This is a genomic window from Pseudovibrio sp. W64 (assembly GCF_001623145.1).
Taxonomy (GTDB): Bacteria; Pseudomonadota; Alphaproteobacteria; order Rhizobiales; family Stappiaceae; genus Pseudovibrio.
In genome coordinates, this window is sequence record NZ_LMCI01000028.1 from 95,256 (window position 1) to 119,239 (window position 23,984).

Sequence of the window (23,984 nt, forward strand, 5' to 3'; positions counted from 1 at the left end):
CCTTGCTGCTTAAGCAGATGCACAGCACGCGGCGCAATCCGGTTCCAGGGAGGCACAAACAACGGCACAAAGCGTTCACCGAACAAGTTTTGCAGGATCTCTCGGCCTTCTGCCAGTTCTTTTGCCATTTCCTTAGACGTTCGCCGCCACCCAAACTCACTGGCTTTCTCGCCGTATATTTTCTTCTGATAATTCTTATGCTGCCAACCATGATGAACGGCATGAACATCCTGCGTGTTCGCAAGGCGCTGGGCGAGCGCATCTGTTGCGAATTTTGGAATTACGGCAAGCGAAAGCGGAATGCGGAACCGGTCAGAAAACACAAGCAATTCTTCAAGCGCAGGAGTTGGCGAAACAGCATCATCGTCCCGCCACCAGAACTTGACAGTAAGGCCGCGCTCTTCAAACCAATTGAGGTGCTGGGTGAGATGATGTTCAAACACCCCTTGGCCGTCACCTGCGAATTGTCTGCTTTCCGGAACAGGCTCAAAGACAGGAGCAATACTAGAGATCACGAGAAACGTTCCTTTCCCAGATAATCCCGAGCGCATGGTCCATGGGTGTTTCCATGCCAAGATCTGCGGCAAGCACTTGAGCTGAAATCTCCGCTCCATTGAGCGCCACGTGTAAGTCTGGTGCTGGAAGGGAGAGTGCTTTTTGTGCTGCTTGTGCAAGCGTATTAGGGCTGAGCACTTTTTCGGGCACAGCCACAGCTCTGTGATGCTTCATGAGGCTGAGCGCGCGTTGAGTTTGCTCTGTCTCAGCTTCTTGCGCGAAAGGAACCAGAACGGATGGAATACCTGCACGCAGGATATCGACAACCGTGTTGTAACCAGCTTGAGAAATAGAAAGTTTGGCATTCTTCAAAAGCGCAGGGAAGTCTTTTCGAGCCCGCTCAATAATGAGCTCTGATGTGGAGTGCCTGAAAAGCTGTTGGAACTCAGCGTCAGGAACGTCCTGTCCAACGAGCACACGCCACCGATGGCTGATATTAGGTGACATATGGTTGGGAGCAGAAAGCGCGGCCCGCAACAAAGCAGAGCCGACAGCTCCACCTCCACACGAAACAATAATCTCACTCGCACCGTCAATTGAAGGTGCGGATGTTGTACGGTCATCACTGATATAGCCCGTGTAGCGGATATGCGAACTCACCCTGTTTGAGAACGGAAAACTCTCATCAAACGTAATGAGTTGTGGGTCTGAATGGACAAGGATCCGATCATAAAAGGCAGAGGCTTGTGATGCCATCCATTCTTCCTTCCATAGCTCGTCCTTGCGCACCAGAATGTCACGCACGGAGCAAACGACCCAGGGTGGGGAGAGTTTGCTGCCAGCACATTCAAGAAGACGCGTCATCTCAGCTGCAAACATCCTGCGCCCAAAGGGGTAGGTTTCTGTGATCAGCAAGTCAAAATGCTCAGAGGAGAAGGCAGAAAGGGTTGCCGTGATGCGTTTCTCCCACCAAGCCTCATCAATCGGGGCATCATGTTCGTCCAGCAGAACATCAAATTTTGCATTGGCAGCACGCACAGCAGGCAACCGGACAACAGATAGCCCATCACAATTCAACGTGTCAGGAATACGGTTCCCAGTTGCAAGGGTCACTGCAATGCCTTGACGAACCAGTGCCTTGGCAAGCGCCACTGCCCGGACGATATGGCCAGAGCCAAGTAAGTGCTGAACATGGATGAAGGCTTTCATCATCGGCCTCCGTGAACTCTCCGTTTAAATCTGTGATGTTCAAGAGCTGCGTTGAGCACCTTGTCCAGCCCTCGCGCCCCAGCTTCAAGACTATGGTTTTTGTGAATGTTTTCTATAGCTGCGAGACCCATATTCTCCCGCTTGTGTGTGTTTTTTATGAGAGACATCAGGTTCTGAGCCAAAGCAGAGGCGTCGCCTTCATCTGAAAGCAAACCACTGGTACCTTCCTCCACGATGTCAGGTACACCAAACACCCGCCCACCAACTACGGGCAAGCCACAGGATTGAGCCTCCAGAAACACAAAGCCAAAGGCTTCACGAATGGCAGGCCAGACAAAAATGTCGTGAGACCGGTAAAGACGCGGCATCTCTTGCCAAGGGATGAGCCCGACAAACTCGGTGCGTGCCGGATCAAACAGCGGTTCAATCTCACCTCGGGCTGGTCCGTCTCCGGCAATGGTCAGGCGCCATGGCAAATCGGCAATCTGTTTCAGGGCAGCAGCAAGCACCATGTATGAAAATTGCTTGTCGCCTTCACGCATCATACCTGCACATAGCAGCCGTATCTTTCCATCAGCCGAGCCTTTGGTGACACTGTGACTGACCTCAAACTTTGCAGTTTCCAAAAATGGTGGCAGAACCGTCAGAACATCTTCATTCAGGACCTCTTTCAGGCATTGTGCATCAGATTTAGTCAGAGCGACCACCTGACTGGCCTGAGCAAGAGCTGCATCAGCTGCATTAAACCCGAGAGCCCAGTTGCCTGCCTGTCGTTTTGGGGCACGACTGGCTTCCACGACCACATAAGGAATGTTGAATTTCGCGCACAGGTACGGGCCGATCCAGTCAGGTGCTTTGTGGTAGAGGTGATACGTGAGAAACACATCAGGCACTTCACTGTGTTCAATCCAGCGCTCTGCGATAGCCTTTGCCTCTGTAAGCGCCAGCTCTTTCACGTCGCGTGTCACGTCCTCACCACCCTCAGCGCGCCAGCTGCGAAAAGTGGAGGCAATTTCAACTTCATGCCCCGCCAAATGTAATGCTCGCACGATCAATCGCCCCATGGTTCGGTCTCCCGAAGGCACAGGGTGGTCAATAGGCTTCATGGGCGCTGTAAAGGCGACTTTCATCAGCAGGGCTCCAAACTTCTCGAGAACTTCTCCTCCAGAAAATCCAAACCGGGCGAGGCGCTGAACCGGCGATGAACGCTTTCAAACGCATTGGTTCCAATGCGCTCTCGCTCAGAAGGGCGGGTGATCAGAAGCTGCAGTGCCTCTGATAAGGCTGAGATGTCTTCAGCAGGGCAAAGCAGGCCAGTCTCATTACTTTCAATGATTTCAGGAAGAGCAGATACCTCTGTTGAAACACACGGCAACGCCATAGCTTGTGCTTCCATCACCACGTTCGGCAGACCGTCCCGGTCACCTGACTTTGAGACACGACAGGCAAGAGCGAATATATCGGCGTTTTCCATCTCTTCCAACACAAGCTTCCTCGGTTGGGCTCCCAGCCACGATATACGGTCATCCAGACCAAGTTGCACACCAAGGTCCTTGAGTGAACATGACAGCTCACCTCCACCGATGTGAGTGAAGTGCCAGTTCAGGTCCTTTGGGAGTTTGCTGAAAGCGCGCAGCAAGTTGTCATAACCCTTCTTGTCTACCAGTCGCCCGACGGAGATAATCCGAACGCCGTCAGCTCCTGTTCCATCCCGTAACGTGGCAGGACGGGGAGCCTCAGGAAATCCGCAAAAATCGAGACCATGATAAACAAGACTGATTTTGTCAGGTTCCTTGCAAAGGGAACGCAGGTAAGCAAGGTTTGCTTTGGTACAGGTTACTCCCCAGACAGCATCAGCAAGTTTTGTCTCAAGCTCCCACCGTTCTGTGGTCCATATGTCTTTGGCATGAGCTGAGAATGACCAGCGACGCCCCGAGAGCAGAGCCGCATAACGTGCAACACTACAAGGGCTGTGAAGGTAATGCGTGTGTATCCAGATAACATCCTCTGGCAGTTCATGAGCCATCACACAAGCTTGCCCCCATCGGCGGAAGCGCTCTGCATTTTTCTTGTTCTCTAGGTCTTTTTCAAAACATGCTCTGGCTGCTGCATATGCCGGTTGTTTCTTTGCCCATGCCATAGCTTTTTGGACACGAGGAAGATCATCCTTGAGATACTCAGTGAGGTAAAGCACGTCGGAAGTGATCTTCTCGTGGACGTCATGCACATAAGGATCATAGGGGTGGCGCAGCGCAACAATAAGCTGGCCTACACCGCGTTCCTGCAGACCGTAGATTTCCTGGGCAATAAAGGTCTCGGAAAGACGAGGATACCCTTTAACAACCACAGCAATGCGACCAACTTCCATCACTACCCCGCATTATATGTCAGTTTGACATCGCCTCGAGGACCAAGACGTTGTGATAAATGCTGTTCACGCATGCCAAGAATTTCGGCAGTTCGCAGATTGATAATATCCAAACCGCCCAGATAGTTTTCGGAATGAGCATGAGACGGCGGTGCGATAAATGGTAGGTTTGCCAATGCTTTCACCATCAGCTCAACACTCGGGTATGAGTCAATCGGAAGCATTTGCGCAAGACCCAGCCGCTGGGCTTGCTCAGCTCGAATAGCCTGCTCTCTGCGTGGCACAACACGTGGAACCAGAAGGGCTGGATTGTCAAAGGAGAGGATCTCGCAGAATGTGTTGTACCCTCCCATGCCAATCACAGCAGTCGCATTGGCCATGTAGGGCTCAATTTCAGGGGTAAATCGAAGGATCTCAACATCGCGCAAATGAGATGCACGCGTTGTAAACGCTTCCACATCTGCCTTGCTCATGAAAGGTCCAAGGACAATGAGAGCAGGGAACAAGGGACGCAAACGTGCTTCATAGGCCCGTATGACCCAATCGACGAGCTCAACACCGTCACCGCCCCCGCCCGGGGTCACCAACACATAGGGGGCACCATCAAAGGGCGCTGTGAAATCCTGAGCTGAACTTGGCATTGACCGGCGCAGGTAGCCGGTAAAGAGCGTCTTTTCCATCACCGACTGGTCAAAGCCAAGCCCATCCAATGGATTGTTCATCACTGAAGGGCCGTAAACCCAGATCTCATCATAAAGATCATTGAGAGCAGGGTAGGCGCGTTTGCGAAGCCACTCCTCCTTCAGAACATGCGGGTCATCCATCACATCGCGAAGACCCAAAACCAGCCGTGTTTTTTGCCCCTTAAGGTATTGAAGCGAGGGGAGAACCTCACCGCGCAGCCCAAGCGGCTCCTTATCGACGATGAAGATATCAGGTTTAAACACCTTGGCCGTGTGTTCGATGATGGATGATCGGATGGCGATCGTCTCATTGATATCAAGCTGTAGGGAGAGCGAAGTGTACTCACCACTGCGCAGTTTGATCACGCCCGGAATGCGGACAAAATCGACCCGGGAACGAAACTCGAAACTACCAATGATGGGAGATCCTGAAAGGATGAGAACGGACATTTCCTGGAAGGAGCCAACCAAAGATTGTGCGATTGTGCGGCACCGCCGCAGATGGCCCAATCCAAAGGTGTCGTGGCTATAAATCAGAATTTTTGGCGTCATTACCGTCATGCGCTTCTTATTCCATCTGCTGCGCATAAACCTCAGCATCAGATCAGTTTGGCGGGGGAGGGCCACCAAGGAACGGTCAAACCTGCTTTGAAGCGTTTAAACACCAAAGAAGTACCCCCATAAATCCAAGGGATCTTGCGGGTTTATGCCGTTTTTTAAGATCTTAAAGCGTAAAGTTCCCTTGCGTCAGTTAGAGCGTAAATCGCATCGCCTCAGTTTGGGTTAGCCTGATCTGAGCTTAATCGGAGTGGACATGGAAAAATCGCTTTTCCAATTCATCTGGAAGAACTCAGCCCGCTATCAAGTGGCGATTCTTCTAGTCACCATATTGTCCTATCCGGTGAGTTACATCCTGCTGGATCTACCTAAGACAATTACCAATGAAGCAATTCAGGGTAGCAATTTTCCAGTAGAACTTTTCGGAATGCAGCTCGGTCAGATTCAGTATCTGGCGGTGCTATGTATTTTGTTTTTGGTTCTTGTTGTTGTTAGCAACTGCATCAAGCTCTACCTCAATGTCTACAAGGGTAGACTGGGTGAGAGGATGCTACGCCAGTTGCGGTTTGAGCTGTTTCAGCGCGTACTCCGCTTCCGCCTGCCTCACTTTAAGAAGGTCAGCTCCGGCGAGATCATACCAATGATTACCGCCGAGGTCGAGGATGTTGGTGGTTTTGTTGGCGAGGCCTTCGCTTTGCCAGCCTATCAAGGCGGAATGCTGGTCGTTCAGGTCGGCTTTATTTTCATGCAGGACCCACTGCTCGGGCTGGCCGCTATCTCACTTTATCCGGTGCAGGGATATATCATCCCCAAGCTTCAACAGAAGGTCGTTCGCCTGTCTCGCCAACGTGTGAAGAATGTGCGCGTGATCGCCGATAAGGTGGGGGAGAGCATCTCAGGTATCTCCGAGATTCATAGCAACGACACCTCAGCGTGGCATTCAGCAGACCTCTCAGACAGACTCTATCGAAACTTCCGTATTCGTTTCGATATCTATAATCGCAAGTACTTCATCAAATTCGTCAATAATTTCATGAATCAGCTGACGCCGTTTTTCTTCTACTTTATCGGCGGCTATCTGGTCATCAAAGGGCAGCTCAGCATCGGTGCGTTGATTGCGGTGATTGCAGCCTACAAGGATCTGGCTGGTCCATGGAAAGAGCTGCTGGCCTACTACCAAATGACCGCAGACGTCTCAGTCAAATACCAGACAGTGGTTGAAAACTTCGACCCACCTGATCTCTACGACAAGCAACGCCTGCTGGATGATGAATCTCTGGTGCTCACAGGCCCACTCACCCTAGATAAACTAGGGCTATCAGGAGTAGGGACCGGGCAGGAAGTGCATAATGTTTCACTTAATGTCGAGCCGGGTAAACCACTGGCTGTTTCTGGTGTGGATGGTTCTGGACGCGCTGAATTGTTGCAGATGGCAGCTGGATTGCTGAGCCCCACGTCAGGATCAGTCACCATCAACAACACCAATTTCGAAAGCATGCCAGAAGCGACCTTGGGTCGGCAGATTGCCTACGTGGGTGGTCATTTGCATGTCTGGACGGGGACAATTCGCGATAATCTCTTTTACGGGCTGCGTCATCGGCCTCAGGAAAAAGTAGAGTACGAAGGCAGTGATCTGAGGAAAAGGCAGCGTCAGTTGAAGGAAGCTGCCATGACACTCAATCCTTACTTTGATTTGAAAGCGCGCTGGGAAGATTACGAGCTGGCCGATGCAGGTTCCATGCAGGAGCTGGAAGACAAAGCCCTCGAGCTGTGTAAAGTAGCAGGCTTCTCACGTGATCTGTACTTGCTGGGCGTTGAGACAGTCATCAATCCAAACGAGACTGAAGAGCTCAATGGCGGCCTCATGCCCAAATTGGTTGAGGCGCGGAAAGCCTTGCGCGAGAAAATCCAAAATGACACGAAACTTCAAAATCTCGTCGAGTTCTGGGACCCTGAAAAATTCAATATGTCTGCCAATCTTGCGCAGAACCTGTTTTTTGCAAGTCCCAAAGAACACTTCATGACCATTGAACATGTTCCGACAGACCCGCAGATTTCAGCTTTCCTCAAAGAGACCGGGTTTGATGTGCTTCTGGCGGATATCGGACTGAAAATTGCAAAGACTATGGTCGAACTGTTTGCTGATGTGAGTGCAGACAGTGATTTGCTGAACAGGTACTCTTTCATCAGTCGTGAGGATCTTCCGGAGTTTGCCCGTATTGTGAATGAGCAAAAGGGTGAACAGCGGCGCAAACGGCTCAAAGATGTAGATCGGGCCCGTTTGATTGCGCTGGCGCTCAAGCTCATTCCAGCAAAGCACCGCCTTGGTGTCTTGGATGATGATATGCGGGAGAAGATCCTTGCAGCTCGGAAACAGTTTATGGAAACAGTGGGCAAAGACAATGAGCGTTTCGAGTTCTTTGATCCAGACACTTATCTCACCACTTTGAGCATTGAGGACAATCTGGTCTTCGGACACGCAAGGTTGGACCGCCGCGATGCCCGCCAGAAAATACAACAAGTTCTGCAAGAGCTCGTGCGTGAAAGAGATCTGATCGCCCCAATTCGCCGCGCTGCCTTCGATTATCAGGTGGGCATTGCTGGCGCGAAGTTATCCTCCCATCAACGTAGGTTGATTTGTCTGGTTCGTGCTCTGTTGAAGAATGCCCACATCTACGTTCTGGATGAAACAGCAAACAGTGTAAGTGCAACAGATATGACCCTGCGCGAAGACCTCAGGAAGCTCATGAGTGATAAAATTCTCATGTTCGGAGTAAGTAATGAAAGTGTTGCTGAGGAGTTTTCTACGACGCTTCACCTAGAAAATGGGAGGGTTATCGAAAGATAGTCTTGGGAACTATGGTGAAACAAAGGCGAGATGATGTGAGCTGGAACACAGTTTGCTGGGAGAACTTCAGCTATGCTCATCAAGTTATTGGGAGTGAAATGTGACTATTGATGCAGAAGTCCAAGCTTTAAGCCGTGTCCCTCTCTTTCAGGGATTGGAACCAAGCAAACTGCGTCTTCTTGCGTTCATCAGTGACCGCATGGAGTTTCAGGATGGGGAGCATTTGTGCCATCAGGGAGATGATGGTGACAGTGCATTTGTTGTCCTCTCCGGTGAAGTTGCTGTGTTTGTTGATGAAAATGAGGTTGCGAAGGTTGGACAATATGCCATCATTGGTGAGATTGCGATCCTGTGTGATGTGCCAAGAACAGCGACCTTACAGTCAGTGGGTACAACTCACATTCTGGCAATATCCAAAGACGATTTTTTGAAGCTCATCGCGGAGTTTCCGAAAGTTTCGCTCGAGATTATGCGTGTATTGGCGTTGCGATTGGAAAAAACGACCAGAGAACTTGCGCAGGCACGCCCTGCGTCCACTTGAAAGGCCAGATTACTTGAACGAGTTTTCTCTTAAAATTTGGGGTGTTCGCGGTTCAACAGCTGCTGCTGGTCCCGAAACACTTAGATACGGCGGAGAAACAACCTGCTTTGAAATCCGGGCGGGGGACGTTCTGTTGATGGTCGACTGTGGGTCTGGTGCACGCAATCTGGGCAAAGAGTTGATGAAAGGCCCGCACCGCGACATCGATCTTCTCTTCACGCATACACATCTCGACCACATTTGTGGTTTGCCCTTCTTTGAGCCTGCGTACGATCCCAATTTCAATATTCGTCTAACTGCAGGCCATTTTAATGACCCGTGTGATTTGAAGGATATCATCTGTCGGATCATGTCGCCCCCTATTTTCCCGGTAGGAGCGAACACGCTAAGTGCTGTTTCCTTTAAAAGTTTCAAGGCAGGGGACACCCTGAAGAAAGACAATGGGCTGATAATCAAAACTGTTGCGCTAAACCATCCTGGCGGCGCCTGTGGCTACCGGATGGAGTACAATGGTAAGTCCATGTGCATCATCACAGATCACGAAATGGGGAGCGAATCTCACGATGCAGCTGTCCTAGAGTTTATCCGTGATGCAGATGTTGTGATCCAGGATGGGATGTACACCTGTGCCGAATACCCTAAGTATAAGGGTTGGGGACATTCCACATGGGAGCATGTGGTCGGAATATGCCAGCGCGCCAACGTGAAAACGCCCGTGATCTTTCATCACGATCCGCGTCGCACGGATGATGAATTGGACGAGATAGGTTTGGCTGCCCAGCAGATGCATCCACGAGCAATCGTGGCCTCTGAAGGGATGGTCTTCAAACCTTGAGTTCATTCACCCGTCGCTCGCAACCGATCGGATGAAACTGCGAGCAAACCAGCAACACCTGTTGAATGGTGTGACGGGAGACAAGTGTGGCAGTTGGAAGTGGTCCAGAAAATTCCGATCCTTCAAAAAAACGTGGATCTGAGAAAAAGCCGGATGTGGACTTGAGCGAAAAGTTCCATGGCATCTCTTATCAGAAGAAAGCTGAACCTAACTTCTACCAACAGCTGAAGCGCGGTGTTTTAGGTCCAAAAGCTCCGGAAGGAGACTTACCTTTACGTGTGCGTAGTGAAGTAGCGCGTCAGGAAGCGGCCTCCGAACGTCTGATCGGCATTGTCCAGCTCGGCGTTATCATCTTCTTCGCTGTTCTATATGCCCTTGCTCCGAGGGCCGAAGGCACAATGGGATTCAACTTCGTTCCCATCGCCTTTTCCTGTTATCTTGTCTTTACGCTTATTCGAATTTACGTCTCTTTCAGAACCACTCTGCCGGTCTGGTATCTGGTCCTGTCTATCATGGCAGACGTGGCGCTTCTGGTCGGATTGATTTTCTCCTTCCACATCCAGTATGCCCAGCATCCCACTTTTTACCTCAAGGCCCCGACCTTGATGTACCTGTTCCTGTTCATCGCCTTGAGAGCCCTCCGCTTTGATCCAAGATACGTGATCCTCACTGGTGTCTTCGGAGCCCTGGGCTGGCTGGGACTGGTGTTCTACGCTTTGACGTATCAAGGTGGTTCGACGCTCATCACCCGCAACTACATCGAGTATCTGACGGGCGAAGCGGTTCTCATAGGGGCAGAGCTGGATAAGTTGATAATCATCCTGTCAGTGACAGCGCTTCTTGCCCTTTCTATCTTCAGAGCCCGACGGACCTTCTTCTCAGCCATTCGCCAAAAGAATGCAGTAAAAGACTTGAGCCGCTTTTTCACGCCAGAAGTTGCAAATTCCATTGTGGAATCTGAAAGCAGGCTCATGGCTGGAACCGGTGAAATCCGGGATGTTGCCATCCTTCTTGTCGACATCCGGTCCTTTACAAAAACTGCCGCCAAACTGCCGCCAGAAACCACCATGCGTGTTTTGAGCCTCTACCAAAAGAAAGCTGCAAAGGTGATTTTGGGAGAAGGGGGCAAAATTGATAAGTTCCTTGGTGATGGAATCCTTGCAACCTTCGGCGCTGTATCAGACAGCGAAACGTATGCAGCTGATGCGTTGCGAGCAGGTGTCGAACTGACTCACATTCTGGAGGAAGAGTGCGCCGATCTGGAAGCTGCAGGCTGGCCCATGAAATTTGAAGTTGGTGTAGGGGTCGCAGCAGGTCCGGTCAGCGTCGGAGTTGTTGGTGTGCGGGACCGGTTGGAGTTCACCGTGATCGGTGATGCTGTCAATCGCGCTGCAAAGCTGGAAGCCGCCAACAAGGTCCAGGGCACGCGGTTCCTGACAGATGGCGCAAGTTATTCCATGGCTCTACGACAAGGGTATAAGGGAAACATGATAGATTTAAAGTCTGAGTGTGTTGCGGGAATCAATGGAAAAGTAGACCTTGTGGCTTTGGCGTGAGAATGATTTTCTCATGCCGACCCGCAATCCAGCATTTTGCTGCTTTCAAAGAATTTTGGCGGGAGCTTTGAAAGACAGCGGGGCAAACAAAATGAATCGGGATGGGATTCCATGCAACTTAATAAAGAAATTGCAGCCGTTGTAACCGGCGGCTCATCAGGTCTTGGCGCGGCAACCGCACGGAAATTGGCTGGCCATGGTGTTAAAGTAACTCTTTTTGACGTGAATGAAGAAGCTGGTAAAGCACTGGCACAAGAGATTGGTGGTCAGTTCGTAAAAGTTGACGTCACCAGCGATGACAGCGTGAAAGCAGGTCTGGATGCAGCTGAAGCAGCGCACGGCCCAACACGTATTCTCGTCAACTGTGCAGGTATCGCGCCTGTTGCAAAAACCACCTCTCGTGGTGAGCCGCACCCAATGGATATGTTCCAGACGGTGATCAACGTAAACCTTGTTGGCACATTCCGTTGTACGTCGTTTGCTGGAACACGCATGGCAAATCTTGAGCCACTGACAGAAGATGGTGAGCGCGGCGTGATCATCTCCACTGCATCTGTGGCAGCATTTGACGGTCAGATCGGCCAGGCAGCTTATGCAGCGTCTAAAGGTGGCATTGCCGCTCTGACATTGCCTGTTGCACGAGACCTGTCCAAGTCCGGCATCCGCGTGATGACTGTTGCACCGGGTATCTTCGAAACCCCAATGCTTCGTGGTCTCTCTCAGGAAGTGCAGGACTCACTTGGTCAGCAGGTGCCGTTCCCGTCCCGTTTGGGCCGCGGCGACGAATACGCTCAGCTGGTGGAAGCAATCTGCACCAACCCAATGCTGAACGGTGAGACCATCCGCCTGGATGGAGCAATCCGCATGGCACCGCGCTAAGCAATTCTCTGGTCTGAGAGCGCTGAGTTCTCAGGCCAGCTTCTGGTTGCGAAACAACCAGACCTACCAATATGGTCTAATCCAAAGGTCGACTAAGTGCTTAGGCACACCTTCGTGCAGTGGTATCTTAGTCCTGCTAAGTTCATCGGATTGCAAATTATAGTTCCGATTCCTAGAGGCCTTCATGGCGACCTATACCAGTTCCACTCCCCAACAGTTCTTCGGCGACCTTCCAGAACAGACTGATGTTCTGATAATTGGCGGTGGCGTGATTGGCACCTGCACAGCCTACTGGCTGGCACAAAAGGGTGTGAACGTGACACTCTGCGAAAAGGGCCGCGTTGCCGGAGAACAGTCGAGCCGCAACTGGGGCTGGGTCCGCCAGCAAGGCAGGGATGCCGCAGAACTCCCCATATCCATGGAAAGCAGCCGGCTCTGGCAGCAGCTGATGAAAGAAACCGGAGAGGATCTCGGGTTTCGCCAGGAGGGTGTTTATTATCTGGCAGAAAAACAAGAGGACCTCAAAAACTATGAGGACTTTCTTGAGCTCGCCAAACAGCATCAACTCGATACCAAGCTCCTCAGCAAAGACGAGGTCTATACCAAAATTCCGGGGCGTGATGGCAAATGGGTTGGTGGCATGGTCACACCAAGCGATGGCCGTGCTGAGCCATGGATAGCTGTGCCCGCGATTGGCAGGGCAGCGGAACGCAACGGCGCTGTGATCGTTGAAGACTGTGCAGTGCGTACGCTCGAGATTGAAGGTGGTAAACTCACAGGTGCTGTGACCGAAAAGGGGACGATCAAAGCAAACCGCGTCCTGATCGCTGCTGGTGCATGGTCCTCACTCTTTGCACAAAACCTCGGCGTGTCCATGCCTCAGTTATGTGTGCGGGCAACTGTGGCTGCAACCAAGGCTGTGCCTGATCTTTTCAACGGCAACGCTGCAGACGGCACATTCGCGTTCCGCAAAAGAGTAGATGGTGGCTACACGCTTGCGGTCAGTGATATTCATGATCACTACATCGGTAAGGACTCGTTTCGTCACATCTTCAAGTGGCTTCCTGCTGTGAAAGCGTCCTTCAAAGGCATTTCCTTTGGCATGAACCCACCAAAGAACTATCCAGGTTCATGGGCGCATAAGCGGCATTGGTCTGGAGATGAAGTCACACCGTTTGAAACATGTCGTGTGCTAAACCCTGATCCAAGCCCGAAAGCTCTCAAACGCATTCAGGATCGTCTGGTTGACCGCTTCCCTCAGCTCAAAGGGCTGCAAATGGAAGAAAGTTGGGCTGGAATGATTGATGCAATGCCGGACTTTGTCCCGATCATGGATGAAGTCCCGACGCAAAAAGGCGTGTTTATCGCAACGGGTTTTTCCGGGCATGGGTTTGGCATTGGTCCTGCCGCAGGACGCATAATGGCAGATTTGCTCATGGACAAACCAGCTGGCTACGACCTGACGCGCTTCCGTTATTCGCGTTTTTCCGATGGCTCCAAAATCAAGCTCGGACCCTTTATCTAACCTCCTTGAGTAAGTGACGTGATTTATTCAGAAAATACACCGCAGCAGTTCCATGGAGAACAGCCGCAGAAAACAGATGTGCTCATAATCGGCGGGGGCATCATTGGCGTGTGTACCGCCTATTACCTCGCCAAGAAGGGTGTGAGCGTCACTCTTTGCGAAAAGGGGAGAGTTGCAGGAGAGCAGTCCAGTCGCAATTGGGGTTGGATTCGCCAGCAAGGACGTGATGAGCCGGAAATCCCGCTCTCTATCGAAGCTCGTCGTTTGTGGGCGGAGCTCAGCGAAGAGACAGGGGAAGACCTCGGCTACAGCGCGAGCGGCGTCTACTACCTTGCTGAAAAGCATGAGGACTTGGAAAATTTCGAAAAGTTCGTCGAGCTTGGCCGGAAATATGATCTTGATACCTGCATGATCTCAAGAGCGCAGGTTCATGAAGACATAAAAGGCAAAGAAGGACGCTGGATCGGCGGAATGCATACTGCCAGTGATGGTCGTGCTGAACCCGGGCAGGCGACGCTCGGCATCGCAAAAGCTGCAGAGCGTCTTGGAGCTGTTATCTGCGAAAACAACGCTGTTCGTACATTGGTAAAATCCGGTGGCGAGGTTGTGGGCGCTGTCACAGAACAAGGCGAGATCAAAGCGGGGCAAGTAATGCTGGCAGGTGGGGCATGGTCTTCTCTGTTCGCCGCCAATGCAGGCATTAAACTGCCTCAACTTTCTGTAGAGTTGACCGTTGCAGCAACGCAAGCCGTACCGGATGTCTTCCCGGCAAATGCCTCAGACAACACCTTTGCTATGCGCCGCCGTCAGGGTGGTGGCTACACGCTGGCACTGAAGAACAATCAGACCCATCATATCGGTCTGGATTCATTCCGGTTCCTGAAAGAATGGCTGCCCAATATGGCCGAAAACCTCAAGGGCACCAGCATCAAACCATGGTCTCCAAAAAACTACCCTGATCACTGGATGCAAAAAAGACGCTGGACCGGAGCGGACATAACACCATTTGAAGTCATGCGCGTCCTCAACTCTAAACCTGATCAGAAAGAGCTGGGTGCTCTTACACAAGCACTCGCTGATCGTTTCCCGCAGCTCAAAGGAACAAAACTGCAATCCGCCTGGGGCGGCCTCATTGATGCCATGCCAGACTTTCTGCCGGTGATCGATAGAGCTCCAGATCTGGATAACCTGCATATCGTGACGGGTTTCTCAGGCCATGGGTTTGGAATAGGCCCATCTATTGGACGTCTTATGGCAGATGTGCTCACAGGGAAACCAGCTGGTCACGATCTCTCCAGTTTTGCCTTTAACCGCTTCTAAAAGCTGCAAGACTTGAGGCACGAGCAGGCGACACCCGAGAAATGCTCAAGCGATCAGAAGGGGAGAGGCGTACCCGCGGGTACTCTTTTTCTCATTAGTGGTGTAAGCTGAAGAAAAGTTGCCAAATTAGTCCGATAAAACTAACTATACCGCAACGCGTAAATAACATATTCGCCAGATTGGGGTTTTCGATGCCAAACTATCGTTCGCGCACTTCCACACACGGCCGCAACATGGCAGGCGCCAGAGGCCTGTGGCGGGCAACCGGTGTTAAAGAAAATGACTTCGGCAAGCCAATTATTGCTGTCGTCAACTCCTTCACTCAGTTCGTTCCAGGCCACGTGCATTTGAAAGACCTCGGCCAGCTCGTCGCTCGCGAAATTGAGCAGGCCGGTGGCATCGCAAAAGAGTTCAACACCATCGCAGTCGATGACGGCATCGCAATGGGTCACGACGGCATGCTCTACTCCTTGCCCTCTCGTGAGTTGATCGCCGATTCCGTGGAGTACATGGTCAACGCCCACTGCGCAGATGCCATGGTCTGTATTTCCAACTGTGATAAGATCACTCCAGGCATGCTGATGGCGTCTTTGCGCCTGAACATTCCAACCGTGTTTGTGTCCGGTGGACCGATGGAAGCTGGCAAAGTAACGCTCGCAAACGGTGAAAAACGCAAAGTTGACCTTGTCGACGCAATGATCGCCGCAGCTGATGACAACGTTTCTGACAGCGACGTTGAAAGCATCGAGCGCAGCGCATGCCCGACGTGTGGCTCCTGTTCTGGCATGTTCACCGCAAACTCCATGAACTGTCTGACAGAAGCTCTGGGCCTGTCCCTTCCGGGCAATGGCTCAACTCTGGCAACGCATTCAGACCGTAAACGCCTGTTCATCGAAGCTGGTCACCTGATCGTAGATTTGGCAAAACGCTATTACGAACAGGAAGATGAGAGCGCACTACCGCGTAACATTGCAAACTTCAAAGCTTTTGAAAATGCAATGATTATGGACATCGCGATGGGCGGTTCCACCAACACCGTTCTGCATTTGCTTGCCGCAGCGCAGGAAGGTGAAGTGGACTTCACCATGGAAGACATTGACCGTCTATCTCGCATTGTACCAGTGTTGTGTAAGGTGGCTCCATCGATCGCCAACGTCCACATGGAAGACATTCACCGCGCAGGTGGCATCCTCGGTATTCTAGGCGAGCTGGACCGTGCAGGTCTCATCGATACCTCAGTAAAATCAGTCCATGCCAAAGACTTAGCCGATGCTCTTGAGCGCTGGGACATCAAACGCACAGACAGTACAAGCGTGCGCGAGTTCTTCTCAGCAGCACCTGGTGGTGTGCCGACACAGGTCGCGTTCTCTCAGAGCTCCCGCTATGCCGAAGGTGTTGATGAGGATCGTGAAAACGGCGTTATCCGTTCCAAAGAACATGCCTTCTCACAGGATGGCGGACTGGCAGTTCTCTACGGCAATCTGGCAGAAGACGGCTGTATCGTTAAGACAGCTGGTGTAGATGAGAGCATTCTCACATTCTCCGGCCCAGCACGCATCTTTGAATCTCAGGACACAGCTGTCAGCGCGATCCTGACAGGTAAAGTGAAAGAGGGCGACATCGTTCTCATTCGTTACGAAGGCCCTCGTGGCGGTCCGGGCATGCAGGAAATGCTGTATCCAACCAGCTACCTCAAGTCCAAAGGCCTCGGCAAAGCCTGCGCACTCATCACAGATGGCCGCTTCTCTGGTGGCTCTTCCGGCTTGTCCATTGGCCATGTCTCCCCGGAAGCAGCTGAAGGTGGCAATATCGGCCTGTTGGAAGAAGGCGATGTGATTGATATCGACATTCCAAACCGTAAAATCGAGATGCGTGTTTCTGATGAAGAGCTTGCCTCCCGTCGCGCTGCGATGGAAGCAAAAGGGAATGCTGCATGGAAACCTGTTGAGACGCGTAAGCGCAAGGTGACCACCGCACTGAAAGCCTATGCTGCCATGACCACCAGCGCATCCAAAGGCGCAGTTCGTAAAGTTGACTAAGCCTCAGGTTCAATAAGACATTCAAAAGCCCCGTAGAGATCATCTCTGCGGGGCTTTCTATTGCAGGAGCGTGTTCTGAGTGGTTAGCTCGGCGCGCTCACATATCGCAGATAGGGCAGGACTGTTTTCACAGAGCCAAATTTGACTTCTGCGTCTTCGGTACTGACAGCTGGGGGCACGATTACATCCTGACCAACAGTCCAGTCCGCAGGCGTTGCAACGCCCTTGGCAGACATCTGAAGCCCGTCTAGCGCGCGCAGGATTTCTGCGAAATTTCGTCCAACGGTCATTGGATAAGTCATCATCAGCTTCACTTGCTTGTCCGGCCCGATGATGAAGACTGAGCGCACAGTGGCAGAGTCTGCAGGTGTGCGGCCATCAGGAAGCACATATTCAGCAGGCAGCATGTCGAAGGCTTTGGCCATTTCAAGACCAGCATCGGCTACAATCGCAAAATCTGGCTTTGCACCGCCAACAGATTCAATGTCGACTTTCCACTTCTTGTGGTCTTCTACATCATCAACTGAAACGCCTAGGACTTTGGTGTTACGCTTTGCCCATTCTTCACTGAGCTTTGCCACAGCTCCAAATTCGGTAGTGCAAACCGGAGTAAAGTCTTTCGGATGCGAGAAGATAATTGCCCAGTTACCGCCAATCCAATCATGCAGGGTGATTTCGCCCTGATCAGTTTCTACGGAAAGGTTAGGGATAGTATCGTTAATGCGTAAAACCATGAGTAATCCTCTTCTTATCCAGTACTGCGCATCGCTCAAAAGGCCTTGGACCTCCCACAGCACCAATAACATTTAAGTACCGAATTTCTGCATTCAATGGGAGCGGCTTTCAGTTCTTGATACAATTTTGTGAAGTATTAGCGTGGAGAGTTTCAACCTGATCTCTCAATAGAATTTGTTAATGCAATCAAACATATTAATCAATTGACTTTGCGTTAGTCAAAGCTTACCGTAAGTTATGACTTACCAAGATATCCTTCATGCGCTGGCAGATGATACTCGTCGCAAGATATTTGAAGATCTTCGGGCAGGTCCTAAGAATGTCAAAGCACTCTCACAGGCAAAAGGGGTCACTCGGCCAGCTGTCTCTCAGCATCTGAAAGTGCTGGAACGGGCTGGGCTGGTGGAGGCCGATCAACGCGGAACGTCGAGATTCTACGCAGTAAGGCGTGAGGGCATCTCACCTTTGCGTGACTACCTTGATCAGTTCTGGGAGGACGTCCTGAACGCTTTTGCAACTGAAGTCACCGAACAACAGGAGATGGGGCATGATCACACCAGTGGTGAAAACGATTAGGGTGGACTGTAGTCCGGAAAGAGCCTTCGAGGTTTTTACAGGGGATTTCAGTAAATGGTGGCCAATTCAAACCCATTCTGTAACAGCAATGAATGGCAGCGAACTACCTGAGGTCTTTTGTGAGCGGCAGGAAGGCGGCAAGCTATATGAAGTCGCAAAGGATGGCACGCGGCATGACTGGGGAACGCTCAAAATCTATCAGCCCTCAAAAGCCCTCTCGTTTCTCTGGCACATTAATAACCCGGAGAGCATGGCAACCTGTGTGGATGTGACGTTTGAGAAGGACGGCGAGGGTACCAAAGTGGTTCTAAGCCATCATGATTGGGAGAAGATGGGCGAAATCGGCTCCACAATGCGCGAAAGCTACAACAACGGCTGGGTCAGCGTTTTTGAGGTGCATTTCAAAAACGCGTGTAATTCCAGTCCTGCTTAGGAAGCAAAGCCTCGCTGTTTTTTCTCCAGCGAGGCCTGTTTGTTATCCGCGCCAGTTCAGCAGGGCCTTTTCCGCTTTCCCGATCAACCAACTGACGCACAGTCCCAAAATGGAAAGCATCGCAACGCCGACGATCAGCTGATCTGTTGCGAACAAGGAACCAGCCATCAACACATAAGCGCCAATGCCATATTCTGCGCCGATCATTTCTGCAGCGACCAGTAGAATAATCGCGATACTTGCGGAGATCCGAGCTCCGGACAGGATCGCAGGTAAGGCTCCGGGCAAAATGATCTTCCGTACGATGGAAAGCCAGCTCATACCGAAGGATTGTCCCATGCGGACCAATCCACGCTCCACATTATCAACGCCGCCATAAGTGGCGATGACTGTAGGAAAAAACGTACCAAACAGAATTGTCGCAACTTTAGAGCCTTCCCCGATTCCGAACCAGATGATGAAGAGCGGCAGCAAGGCAATCTTTGGAACTGGAAAAAACGCCGAGGTGAGTGGAAGAAGGCTGGATCGTGCCAGTGAGAACAGCCCAATCAGCAATCCCACCAAAATGCCGAGTGCTGTTCCAATGCTCCAGCCAAAGACAAGCCGATAAAGACTTGTGCTCACGTGCTTCCAGAATAGACCTGAATTATAGAGATCTAAGAAGGCCTGAAACGCTTCTGATGGTGCTGGCAAAACCAGATTGCTGATGATGCCTGTGCGAGAGCCAAATTCCCAGAATAGCACCAATGCCAGAAATACAAATGGAGCAACAAAACGGATTGGGCGTGGTTTGAACCCGCCTCCACGAAAAGGAACTTTCTTGCGGTTTATCTGATCAGACATCGGCAAGCTCCCTGTCTGCAGCAAGAGCTTCTTCGCGCATCATATGCCATAACTGCTGCTGCACCTCCTCAAGCTCCACAGCACGCTCCCGGCGTTCTTCAAGAGGGATGGAGATCTCAACAACATCGCGAACCTTGCCCGGGCGACGAGACAACACAATGACCTTGTGGCCAAGGCGAACAGCTTCAGCAAGATTATGCGTCACATAGCAAGCAGAGAATGCCTCACGGGCCCAAAGAGCCACCAGATCATCCATCAGAAGTTCTCGTGTCTGGCTGTCTAAAGCTGACAGAGGCTCATCCATGAGCAGAAAGGCTGGACGCACAGCCAACGCTCGCGCAATTGCCACACGCTGCTTCATCCCACCGGATAACTGGCGTGGAAGTGCATCATGAAACTCTGAGAGGTTGGTGCGTGCAAGCACATCATCAATGATCGCCTTGCTCTGCTGTTTGGAAAGCTTGTGGTCTTCAAGCACCAAAGAGATATTCCCGGCTACAGAGCGCCATGGCAGCAACGCAAAATCCTGAAAGATGTAGGTGAGGGGATTGAGAGACCCTTCTGGTGCTTGACCTGCGATATAAGCGGCGCCCTTGCTCGGCTCTTCAAGTCCGCCCATCAGACGCAGCAGCGTAGATTTTCCGCAACCGGACGGACCGATGATCACGGCAATCTCGCCGGGCTCAAAGGTCAGATTGATATCATTCAGAACCTCGACAGAGCCGTAGGCATGCGAGAGATTTTCAATGGAAATTTGCATGTAATCCAACCGGATTAAGGGAAAAGGCATTGCCCACCCGCAGCGGGCAATGCGTGTGTTGGATTAGAAGGTTTCGACGAACTTCACATCAACCAGCTTGTCGAGTGTTACACCTGCTGGCACCAACTTCTCGCTCTTGAACCAGTTGAGCTGGTCTTCAACACTCGCCATGTTTAGCGCAGCACCTTCGTTAAGACGCATCGCTCCATTGCGAATGGATGGAGCAGCTTTCTCATGTGGACGATCAGCATAGACGTACTTATGAATGAGCTTCACCATGTCTTCAGCTGCCGCATCTCCGGCGGATTTGTCCACCAGAGCCGCGTTAAAGTCAGCTGCGCCTTTGGAGTAGGCACCAAGGAAGGTCTTTACCAGCTCTGGATTACTATTAATGTTCTTCGCGGAGGTAAAGACAGTGGTCACCTGATAATTTGGTACATAGTCAGAAACTTTGCCGATCATTTCCACTTGTGGGGACTTGGCAAGGCCTTTTGCGATGTGGGGAACAATAGACCACGCATCAATCTGACCACTCTTCAGCGCACCAATCACCGCGCCAACTTTTTGGAGCGGACGGATCTTGATGTCTTTGCGGTCAAAACCTTCTTTATCTGCAATTTTATGCGCCATGTAATGGAAGGACGAACCTGCTGTCGTCACACCAAAGCTCTTGCCTTTCAGATCAGCAGGAGTTTTCAGGCCTGCATCAAACGCAGCTTTAGAGGCAAGGATCATCTGGCCGTCAATGCCAGTTTCTTCCTGTAGCGCGCCACCAATCACTTTCACAGCGCCCTTATCGGCAAGACTGATCAAGCCACCGGAAATTGCGGTAAGGCCGAAGTCCACATCGCCGGAGGCGATAGCAAGCGCCATTGGTTGTGCAGCCTGAAAGAACTTGAACTCAACTTCCAGACCAGCTTCGTTGAAATAACCCTTTTCAAACGCAACAAAATTTGCCGCATGAGAAGTGAAGCGCAAGGCGCCGACAGTGATCTTCTCTGCTGCAGTTGCTGTAGTCGCAAACGTTCCTGTTAGAACCGCTGCGCCCATCAAAACGCCGCTTAAAATACCGCGTACCTTCATCTTTATCCTCTTAAGTGAACCTTGAGAGCAAACTCTCGTCAATCAAAGCGTAATCCCGAAAAGTGGCAACTGTTTTCCGGTAGGATACGCAGTAAAAATCTTTTGCAGTCTATAAATCCCTATGGAAAATGACTGCGTCAATCACTTCAATCGTGCATAGATTAGTCATATAACGCAACCCGGCGCACATGAGACTTGCAATATTCTCAATCTGAATAGGTTCACTTTCACTATCCAGCGCATTTATATGCTGCAATTCCACAACAATGCGACCAAAGATGCTTCTAGGTTTCGTGCAGATAAACCATCTATACAAAATTCTAGGAGAAAGGCCGGAAGTGATCGCTCAATCCCGGCCTTTAATTTAGTCCAATTGATGAATTCAATTTGGTCAGAGAGTCGATCTAGCCACCGGTAAGAAGTTTGGTCATCACATTTTCAATTATCTTGTGACCACCGTCTTGATCTAGGGACATGATGGACTCCGGATGAAACTGAACGGCGCCAATAGGCTCGCTCTTATGTTCAATTGCCATGATCACGCCGTCTTTGGTTTCTGAAGTCACTTCAAAGCAATCTGGCAACACATCCCGTTTAGCAAACAAGGAGTGATAACGGCCAACACTGACAGGTGAACTCAGCCCATCAAACAGCTTGGAACCGTGACTGAAGGAAACAAGAGATGGCTTGCCATGCACAGGCACATCAAGCTGGTCAAGTTCACCGCCAAACGCTTCGGTCAGCGCCTGCAGACCAAGACACACACCAAAAATTGGCAGCTTGCGTGCACGGGCCCGTTCGATGGTAGCCCGGCAGTCAAAGTCCTTCGGAGAGCCGGGGCCAGGGGACAACACGACCAGATCCGGACGAACCTGATCAAAGACATCATCCAGCACCGGGCTACGGTAGGTCACAACCTCAGCGCCTGTCTGACGGAAGTAATTTGCCAGTGTGTGCACGAAACTGTCTTCGTGGTCGACGAGTAGAATCTTTTTGCCTTTGCCCGGTTTAGCCTTAACCACTTCCTCTTCAGAGGTAAGCGCAAGTCCAGCTTCGCGAACAGCAGCAATCATCGCAGATGCTTTCAGCTCAGTCTCAGCTTCTTCATCCTCTGGGATGCTGTCATAAAGCAGGGTCGCACCTGCGCGGATCTGAGCCACACCATCTTTGATGCGAACTGTGCGCAGGGTCAGACCTGTGTTCATATCGCCATTAAACAGCACAGCACCGATCGCACCGCCATACCATGCACGAGAACTCCTTTCGTGATCCTCGATAAACTGCATGGCCCAACGCTTCGGCGCACCAGTAACAGTTACAGCCCATGTATGAGAAAGGAACGCATCCAGCGCATCCTTGCCATCAAGCAGAGTGCCTTCGATGTGATCCACGGTATGAATCAGACGAGAGTACATCTCGATCTGACGACGACCAATCACACGGACAGACTCTGGAACACAGATGCGGCTCTTATCGTTCCGGTCCACGTCAGAACACATGGTTAGCTCTGCTTCGTCTTTGGCGGAGTTCAGCAATTTGCGGATTTGTGCTTCATCTTCAATCGCGTTCTTGCCACGGCGGATCGTGCCGGAAATCGGGCATGTCTCCACACGGCGACCACCAGTCACCCGCACATACATCTCAGGAGAAGCACCAACCAGATATTCGGCGTTGCCTAGGTTGATGAAAAAGGAATAAGGCGATGGGTTGATCTGCTGCAAACGGCGGGAAACAGCGGATGGTGGGTTTTTGCAAGGCTCATAGAACACTTGACCAGGTACGGTCTCAAACAGATCACCGCGCTTGAAATAATCGACTGCAGAGCGCACCAGGTCAGCGTATTCACCCGGCTCATGGTCACCACGCGCTGGAGTTTCAGTCGCAGCCTTGTAAGGCGTTTCTTCACCATCACGCGGCAAACCGTCTGTCGTTTTGGCATTGAACTCAAAATCGTATTCCAGCACATGGGCTTTACGCCCATAGTGGTCAACAATCAGGATTTCATCGGGCAGAAACAACACCATGTCCCGCTGATCGTCAGGACGTTGCAGCTTCTGATTAATCGGCTCAAACTGAAACGTCAGATCATATCCGAATGCGCCATACAGCCCGAGCTGATCGTCGTCGCAGGAAAACAGATCAACAAGTGTACGCACCACGGAGAAGGTTGAGGGCTGGCGGGAGCGCTCCTCCTCTGAAAAAGCTCTGTCCGGCGTCTTGATAGTCAGATCAATGCGGTACTCGTCTGCATTGAAATCTGCAATATCCTCGTGACCGTCCAATGCGCCATGAACGGCAGGCATCAGCACGCGCCCGCGCTCGTTCAGCGCCTGAATGGTAATCTTGCGATCGTTGGATTCAATCAGCAGCGGTGGGTTGGCCAGTGCCATATCCCAGCGCGTGTAGCGGCCCGGATATTCGTAGGAAGAGGAAAGCACAGCACCGCGTTGACGGTCCAGCCTGTCCATCCATTCGCTTGTACCAGTGGCATAATCAGCATTTCGGCTTTTACGGCGGATGATAACGCCGCCTTTGCTCTTATAAGTCCGTTCTGCCGTAATCGGCATGGTCAATCCTCCGGGTCGTGCACACCTGTTTCCGATGTTTGCGAGGCGGTAGATACAACAAAGCCGCCTGCAGAAAATGCGGCGGCTTGGAAATTACAGGTCAACAAGACATGCGTGTTCAGCCACCGTCA

20 protein-coding genes are annotated in these 23,984 nt (G+C 51.4%); 10 read left to right on the top strand and 10 right to left on the bottom strand.

Annotated elements, in window-relative coordinates; all coding sequences use genetic code 11:
- The 5 genes from PsW64_RS27900 to PsW64_RS11290 all read right to left on the bottom strand — a co-directional run.
- Nucleotides 1-515: polysaccharide deacetylase family protein (locus PsW64_RS27900; protein WP_208980736.1), on the bottom strand; the 515-nt coding region annotated here is incomplete at its 3' end.
- Nucleotides 505-1,704, bottom strand: a complete 1,200-nt coding sequence (locus tag PsW64_RS11275; RefSeq protein WP_063303820.1) for a glycosyltransferase family protein — start codon at nt 1,702-1,704, stop codon at nt 505-507. The genes PsW64_RS11275 and PsW64_RS27900, both read right to left, overlap by 11 nt.
- A complete protein-coding gene (locus tag PsW64_RS11280; protein ID WP_063303655.1) occupies nt 1,704-2,834 on the bottom strand; it encodes a glycosyltransferase family 4 protein in 1,131 nt (376 codons plus the stop codon). The genes PsW64_RS11275 and PsW64_RS11280 overlap by 1 nt, the downstream gene beginning before the upstream one ends.
- Nucleotides 2,834-4,072: a glycosyltransferase family 4 protein gene (locus PsW64_RS11285; RefSeq protein WP_057465915.1), complete on the bottom strand. Its 1,239-nt coding sequence runs from the start codon at nt 4,070-4,072 to the stop codon at nt 2,834-2,836. The genes PsW64_RS11280 and PsW64_RS11285 overlap by 1 nt, the downstream gene beginning before the upstream one ends.
- 2 nt (nt 4,073-4,074) lie before the next feature.
- Entirely contained in the window at nt 4,075-5,316 is a 1,242-nt protein-coding gene (locus PsW64_RS11290; RefSeq protein WP_057465963.1) for a glycosyltransferase family protein, read from the bottom strand.
- A gap of 253 nt (nt 5,317-5,569) precedes the next feature.
- On the opposite strand from PsW64_RS11290, the gene PsW64_RS11295 reads away from it, so the two are divergent.
- From PsW64_RS11295 to ilvD, 8 genes are all read left to right on the top strand, one after another.
- Nucleotides 5,570-8,161 carry an ABC transporter ATP-binding protein/permease gene (locus PsW64_RS11295; RefSeq protein ID WP_063303656.1) on the top strand — a complete coding sequence of 864 codons (2,592 nt, stop codon included), beginning with the start codon at nt 5,570-5,572 and terminating at the stop codon, nt 8,159-8,161.
- Between the two features lie 100 nt (nt 8,162-8,261).
- Nucleotides 8,262-8,702, top strand: coding sequence for a cyclic nucleotide-binding domain-containing protein (locus tag PsW64_RS11300; protein ID WP_193757786.1), 441 nt, complete (start codon nt 8,262-8,264; stop codon nt 8,700-8,702).
- A 13-nt stretch (nt 8,703-8,715) separates the two neighbouring features.
- Nucleotides 8,716-9,537, top strand: coding sequence for an MBL fold metallo-hydrolase (locus tag PsW64_RS11305; RefSeq protein ID WP_063303657.1), 822 nt, complete (start codon nt 8,716-8,718; stop codon nt 9,535-9,537).
- A gap of 86 nt (nt 9,538-9,623) precedes the next feature.
- Complete coding sequence (locus PsW64_RS11310; RefSeq protein ID WP_057465918.1) at nt 9,624-11,093, top strand: adenylate/guanylate cyclase domain-containing protein; 1,470 nt, start codon at nt 9,624-9,626, stop codon at nt 11,091-11,093.
- Between the two features lie 111 nt (nt 11,094-11,204).
- On the top strand, nt 11,205-11,972 hold the full coding sequence (locus PsW64_RS11315) for an SDR family NAD(P)-dependent oxidoreductase (RefSeq protein ID WP_057465964.1): 768 nt from the start codon (nt 11,205-11,207) through the stop codon (nt 11,970-11,972).
- 184 nt (nt 11,973-12,156) lie between these two features.
- Nucleotides 12,157-13,497: an NAD(P)/FAD-dependent oxidoreductase gene (locus PsW64_RS11320; RefSeq protein WP_063303658.1), complete on the top strand. Its 1,341-nt coding sequence runs from the start codon at nt 12,157-12,159 to the stop codon at nt 13,495-13,497.
- An 18-nt stretch (nt 13,498-13,515) separates the two neighbouring features.
- Complete coding sequence (locus tag PsW64_RS11325; RefSeq protein ID WP_063303659.1) at nt 13,516-14,817, top strand: NAD(P)/FAD-dependent oxidoreductase; 1,302 nt, start codon at nt 13,516-13,518, stop codon at nt 14,815-14,817.
- Nucleotides 14,818-15,008: 191 nt separating this feature from the next.
- On the top strand, nt 15,009-16,856 hold the full coding sequence (gene ilvD / locus PsW64_RS11330; RefSeq protein ID WP_063303660.1) for a dihydroxy-acid dehydratase: 1,848 nt from the start codon (nt 15,009-15,011) through the stop codon (nt 16,854-16,856).
- Between the two features lie 83 nt (nt 16,857-16,939).
- Here the strand turns inward: ilvD and PsW64_RS11335 are convergent, their stop codons facing one another.
- Nucleotides 16,940-17,590 carry a peroxiredoxin gene (locus PsW64_RS11335; RefSeq protein ID WP_063303661.1) on the bottom strand — a complete coding sequence of 217 codons (651 nt, stop codon included), beginning with the start codon at nt 17,588-17,590 and terminating at the stop codon, nt 16,940-16,942.
- A gap of 238 nt (nt 17,591-17,828) precedes the next feature.
- Here PsW64_RS11335 and PsW64_RS11340 point away from each other — a divergent pair, with 238 nt between their 5' ends.
- Together PsW64_RS11340 and PsW64_RS11345 are read left to right on the top strand one after the other, a co-directional pair.
- Complete coding sequence (locus tag PsW64_RS11340) at nt 17,829-18,167, top strand: ArsR/SmtB family transcription factor (RefSeq protein ID WP_063296315.1); 339 nt, start codon at nt 17,829-17,831, stop codon at nt 18,165-18,167.
- Nucleotides 18,139-18,600, top strand: coding sequence for an SRPBCC family protein (locus PsW64_RS11345; protein ID WP_063296316.1), 462 nt, complete (start codon nt 18,139-18,141; stop codon nt 18,598-18,600). The genes PsW64_RS11340 and PsW64_RS11345 overlap by 29 nt, the downstream gene beginning before the upstream one ends.
- Nucleotides 18,601-18,642: 42 nt before the next feature.
- Here the strand turns inward: PsW64_RS11345 and PsW64_RS11350 are convergent, their stop codons facing one another.
- The 4 genes from PsW64_RS11350 to PsW64_RS11365 all read right to left on the bottom strand — a co-directional run bounded on the left by PsW64_RS11350 (nt 18,643) and on the right by PsW64_RS11365 (nt 23,853).
- On the bottom strand, nt 18,643-19,443 hold the full coding sequence (locus PsW64_RS11350; protein ID WP_063303662.1) for an ABC transporter permease: 801 nt from the start codon (nt 19,441-19,443) through the stop codon (nt 18,643-18,645).
- Complete coding sequence (locus PsW64_RS11355; RefSeq protein ID WP_063303663.1) at nt 19,436-20,203, bottom strand: ABC transporter ATP-binding protein; 768 nt, start codon at nt 20,201-20,203, stop codon at nt 19,436-19,438. The genes PsW64_RS11350 and PsW64_RS11355 overlap by 8 nt, the downstream gene beginning before the upstream one ends.
- 63 nt (nt 20,204-20,266) lie before the next feature.
- Nucleotides 20,267-21,286, bottom strand: coding sequence for an ABC transporter substrate-binding protein (locus PsW64_RS11360; protein ID WP_063303664.1), 1,020 nt, complete (start codon nt 21,284-21,286; stop codon nt 20,267-20,269).
- A gap of 404 nt (nt 21,287-21,690) precedes the next feature.
- Nucleotides 21,691-23,853, bottom strand: coding sequence for an anthranilate synthase (locus PsW64_RS11365; protein ID WP_063303665.1), 2,163 nt, complete (start codon nt 23,851-23,853; stop codon nt 21,691-21,693).
- Nucleotides 23,854-23,984: the final 131 nt, after the last annotated feature.